Annotated in this window: 4 protein-coding genes; 3 read left to right on the top strand and 1 reads right to left on the bottom strand. The window is 61.7% G+C overall.

Going from position 1 to position 4,746, the window contains the following annotated elements; translation table 11 throughout:
* Window positions 1-4: 4 nt before the first annotated feature.
* Window positions 5-853 carry a carboxylating nicotinate-nucleotide diphosphorylase gene (gene nadC / locus DYL61_RS31030; RefSeq protein WP_135311560.1) on the bottom strand — a complete coding sequence of 283 codons (849 nt, stop codon included), beginning with the start codon at window positions 851-853 and terminating at the stop codon, window positions 5-7.
* A 189-nt stretch (window positions 854-1,042) separates the two neighbouring features.
* Here nadC and DYL61_RS31025 point away from each other — a divergent pair, with 189 nt between their 5' ends.
* From DYL61_RS31025 to ampE, 3 genes are all read left to right on the top strand, one after another.
* Window positions 1,043-3,193 carry a DUF1631 domain-containing protein gene (locus DYL61_RS31025; RefSeq protein ID WP_135311559.1) on the top strand — a complete coding sequence of 717 codons (2,151 nt, stop codon included), beginning with the start codon at window positions 1,043-1,045 and terminating at the stop codon, window positions 3,191-3,193.
* A 61-nt stretch (window positions 3,194-3,254) separates the two neighbouring features.
* Window positions 3,255-3,818, top strand: a complete 564-nt coding sequence (ampD, locus tag DYL61_RS31020) for a 1,6-anhydro-N-acetylmuramyl-L-alanine amidase AmpD (RefSeq protein ID WP_135311558.1) — start codon at window positions 3,255-3,257, stop codon at window positions 3,816-3,818.
* Window positions 3,815-4,654 carry a regulatory signaling modulator protein AmpE gene (gene ampE / locus DYL61_RS31015; RefSeq protein ID WP_135311557.1) on the top strand — a complete coding sequence of 280 codons (840 nt, stop codon included), beginning with the start codon at window positions 3,815-3,817 and terminating at the stop codon, window positions 4,652-4,654. Before ampD ends, ampE begins: the two co-directional genes overlap by 4 nt.
* The last annotated feature ends 92 nt before the right edge of the window (window positions 4,655-4,746 follow it).

The following is a 4,746-nucleotide window of genomic DNA, read 5'->3' as shown; positions in this document are numbered from 1 at the left end:
GGCCTTAGATGCTTAGGCGCATCGACAAATCCACCGCCTTCACATCCTTGGTCATCGCGCCGATGGAGATGTAGTCCACACCGGTTTCAGCGATCGGCAGCAGGGTGCTTTCATTGATCCCGCCGCTGGCTTCCAGCTTGGCCTTGCCGCCGTTCAGGCGCACCGCTTCACGCATGTCGTCCAGGCTCAACTCGTCGAGCATGATGATATCGGCGCCTGCCGCCAGGGCTTCGCGCAGCTCATCCAGACTTTCCACTTCGATTTCCACCGGCTTGCCGGGGGCGATCTTGTGGGCGGCGGTCACCGCCTGGGCAATCCCTCCGCAGGCGGCGATATGGTTTTCCTTGATCAGGAACGCGTCGTACAAACCGATGCGGTGGTTGTGGCAGCCGCCGCAGGTGACGGCGTATTTCTGCGCCAGGCGCAGGCCGGGCAGGGTCTTGCGGGTATCCAGCAGCTTCACCTGAGTGCTCGCGACAACGTCCGCCAAGTACTGTGCACGCGTGGCGACGCCGGACAGTAGTTGTAGAAAATTCAACGCACAGCGTTCGCCGCTCAGCAGCGAGCGCGCCGGGCCTTCAAGGCGGAACAGCACTTGGTCAGGGCTGACGCGTTCGCCGTCGGCCACTTGCCAATGCACGGCAACCCGCGGGTCGAGCTGGCGGAATACCGCGTCCACCCAGGCCGTACCGCTGATAACCGCTGCATCGCGGGTGATGATCGTGGCCGTGGCCAGCCGTTCGGCCGGGATCAATTGTGCAGTGATGTCGCCGCTGCCGATGTCTTCCAGCAGTGCACGGCGCACGTTGGCTTCGATTTCGGCGGTGAGGTCGGCAAGACGGAGATTCGGCATAACAGGCTCCACAAACAAAGTGCCCCGATTATAGGGGCAGTACGCGCCCGAACCCAGCCACGTGCTCATTTACGACCAAATCACAGAGTCTGCTGGCGCAACGCCCCCCGTTTGCAAGATAATCTCGCGCCTTGCAATTGGCGTCATAGCTTTGACGTCTGCCCAATACCGCCGTTTCAGGAGGCCAGGATGCACAATGACGGAAAGGTGGTGCCTATCAACCGGGCGCACGCCACGCCATCGCCGCTCGCCCGACTGCCGGTGGTGTTGCTGCAAGTGCGCGACAAAGCGGCGCAACAGTTGCAGCAAGGCCTGCAGGACCTGTTCGATAACGCCGACGACACCTTGTTCGAAATGGCCGATAAGGCGCGCAGCAACGTCGATCACCATATTTTCTTCGAGGCCATGCGCGACCTGCGCCTCAAGCGCAAGAATTTCGAGCGCGTGTTCATGGAGCGGCTGTTCGACGCGTTCGCCAGCCTGGGCCGTGCTGGGCGCAATGAGCCGCAATTGGTGCCGGTGGTGTCTTATGACTCGGCACCGGGCACATCCAGGGATGACCAGGAAAAGGCCGTGGCCCTTGAGGCGATGCTGGGCCGGGTGCGCCATCGCGACGGGCTGGCCCTGGGGCAACTGACCTCGCGCTTGAGCGCCCTGTTGGGCAATCGCCTGGATGACCGTGAGAACCCGTTGGGCCCGGCGCTGCTGTGTGAGTTCTTCCTGCGGGCAGGGCGCAGCCTGGGCGTGGAAATCCGCGTCAAGTTGATCATGCTCAAGCTCTTTGAAAAATACGTGCTCAGTGACGCCGACCAGCTGTATGGCGAAGCCAATCAATTGTTGGTCGCAACAGGCGTGTTGCCTGAACTCAAGGCCGGGCCGTCTCGTCGTCCCGGCGTACGTGCGGCTCCCGATGGTCAGCGCGAAGAAACGTTGCCGATGGCTGATCAACCCCTTGATGAAAACGGCCAGCAAGCGTTCGCTGCGCTGCAGGCATTACTCGCCGTCGTACGCGGCAGCGTGGCGCCTACCCTTGAAGCCTGCGCCGAGCCCGTGCCCATTTCCACTCGCGACCTGCTGCGCCTGCTCTCCCATCTCCAGCAATATGTACCGGAGCCGGACGCGGAAGACGATTTTGACCTGCGCAACCAGCTGGAACAGTTGCTCACCCGGGTCAGCGTCAAAAGCGGCAAGTCCCGAGTGGTGGAGGGCGCCGACGAAGACGTGATCAACCTGATCGCGATGCTCTTCGAATTTGTCCTCAATGACCGTACGGTGCCCGATACCTTCAAGGCGTTGATCGGCCGTTTGCAAATCCCGATGCTGAAAGTGGCGCTGCTGGACAAAGGTTTTTTTAATCATGCCAGCCACCCGGCGCGGCGCCTGCTCAATGAAATTGCCGCAACCGCCATGGGGTGGAGCCCGCGCGAGGACTATCGTCGCGACACCCTGTACCTGCGAATCGAACAGGTCGTGCAGCGCCTGCTTAACGAGTTCGTCGAAGACCCGGCAATTTTTTCCCAACTGTTGACGGAGTTCAGTGCGTTCACCGCCGACGAGCGGCGACGCAGCGACCTGCTTGAGCAGCACACCCGTGATACCGAAGAGGCGCGCGTGCAGACCGAGGCCGTGCGCCAGCGGGTAGCCGAAGTACTGAATCGCCGGTTACTGGGCAAGGTTTTGCCGTGCTCGGTGGTGCAGTTCGTGCAGCAGGCCTGGAGCCAGGTACTGTTGCTCGCCCATCTCAAGCACGGAGAGCAATCGGTGCAATCGCAAGCAGGGCTGCGCACCCTGGACGAACTGATCTGGAGCGTCGGTTTGCAGCAAGACGCCGACGCCGGGCGCGATTTGTTAAAACAGTTGCCGGGCTTGCTCAAGGCCTTGCGCGATGGCTTGACCAGCGCGGCATTCGACCCTTTCAGCACCCGTGAATTCTTCGTGCGCTTGCAGGCCTTGCATATCCAGGCGCCCGATGGCACGGATGGGTTGATTGAAGTGCGCGAGCCGTTTGTGTTCAGTGCGGTCTCTGTCGAGCCCGTCGCAGACTTGCCGGAAAATGATCCCGGCTTACTCCAGGCCCGATTGCTTCGTGTGGGCAGCTGGGTGGTGTTCGAAGAAAACGCCGCCAGCAACGTGCGCTGCAAGCTGACTGCGATCATGGAGCCGATCTCTGCCTACATTTTCGTCAGCCGCACGGGGCTCAAGGTCCTGGAGAAAAGTCGCAGCCAACTGGCGCATGCGTTCAAGCGGGGTGCGCTGCATACCCTTGAAGACGGGCCGCTGTTTGAGCGGGCGCTGACGGCCGTGTTGGGCAAGCTGCGGCAACTCAATCGAGGCAAGTGATCGCAACCACGGGGTCGAACGCGGCATACTGGACAGACTTTGTCTTGATCAAGGAACCTGTATGCAGTTGGACCCCGCCAGCGGTTGGTGCCAGGGCATCCGTCATTGCCCGTCGCCCAACTTCAACCAGCGCCCCGCAGGCGAAATCTCACTGCTGGTGGTGCACAACATCAGCCTGCCGCCGGCGCAGTTCGCCACCGGCAAAGTGCAGGAATTTTTCCAGAACCGCCTGGATGTCACGGAACATCCCTACTTTGAAGGGATCGCTGACTTACGGGTGTCTGCGCATTTTCTGATTGAGCGCGACGGTGCGGTGACGCAGTTTGTGTCCTGTATCGACCGGGCCTGGCATGCCGGGGTTTCACGGTTTGAGGGGCGTGAAACCTGCAATGACTTTTCCCTGGGGATAGAGCTGGAAGGCACCGATGACCTGCCGTTCACTCACGCCCAATACGCGTCGTTGATCGACCTGACTCGCCAGTTGCTGGCGGCCTATCCAGATATCACACCCCAGCGTATTTGTGGTCACAGTGATATCGCGCCGGGACGCAAGACCGATCCCGGCCCGGCTTTTGATTGGACGCGCTTTCGCAGCGCCCTGCAGGATGGAGGACACGCACGATGAGTTTCCTGGTGTTGGTGCTGGCGGTGTGGATCGAGAAATTCTCGGCCCTGCGCCAGCGGTTGCAACGTGACGGTGGGTGGCTGCGTGAGTTGGCCAAGCTGGAATCGAGCCCGCGCATGGGCAAGCAGCCATGGCTGATCCTGGCCTTGCTGGTGCTGTTGCCAGTGGCGTTGCTGGCGCTGTTGTTGCTGGTGCTGGAGCCGGTGGCCTACGGCTTGATCGCGCTGCCGGTGCACCTGTTGGTGGTGATCTACAGCCTGGGACGTGGTGATTTGCTGGCGGGACTCGGCCCGTTCCGTGATGCCTGGCGCCGGGGTGACCTGCAAGCCGCTGAACACGTGGCTGAGCGTGACTTGAACCTCGGTGCTGACAGCGGCGAGCAACTGCTCGAACGTGTCCAGGGCCATTTGTTGTGGCAGGCGTACCAAAGCTTTTTCGCGGTGATCTTCTGGTATTTCCTGTTGGGTCCGGTGGCGGCACTGGCCTATCGCCTGCTGGCACTGGCCAGTGAGCACAGCAAGAACCCCTTGGTGGCCGAACGCGCGGGGCAATTGCGCCATGCGTTTGACTGGTTGCCGGTACGCCTGCTGGCGGCCAGCTTTGCCCTGGTGGGCAACTTCGTCGCGGTCAGTCGCGTGATGCTCCACGAGTTGCTGAACTGGGACATCAGCGCCGCCCAACTGGTGGAGAAAGTCGGCCTGGTGGCCGCCGAAATCCCACCGCCAGCGGTCGGCGCTGACGGCATCAATAGTCTGGATCGTTTGTGGGAACTGCTGCTGCGCGCGGCGGTGCTGTGGTATGCCGGGTTTGCGATCTGGACGGTGTTGCCTTTGTAGTGAGCGGGCTTGCCCCGCGCTGGGGGGCGGAGCCGCCCCAAATCCATACACCTCGGTCCAACTGACACACCACGGCGCCTGGTTTAGGGCGG

The organism is Pseudomonas nabeulensis, assembly GCF_004682045.1.
Classification (GTDB): domain Bacteria; phylum Pseudomonadota; class Gammaproteobacteria; order Pseudomonadales; family Pseudomonadaceae; genus Aquipseudomonas; species Aquipseudomonas nabeulensis.
The sequence above is the reverse complement of the archived record's forward strand: the minus strand, read 5'-3'. Positions and strand labels throughout refer to the sequence as shown.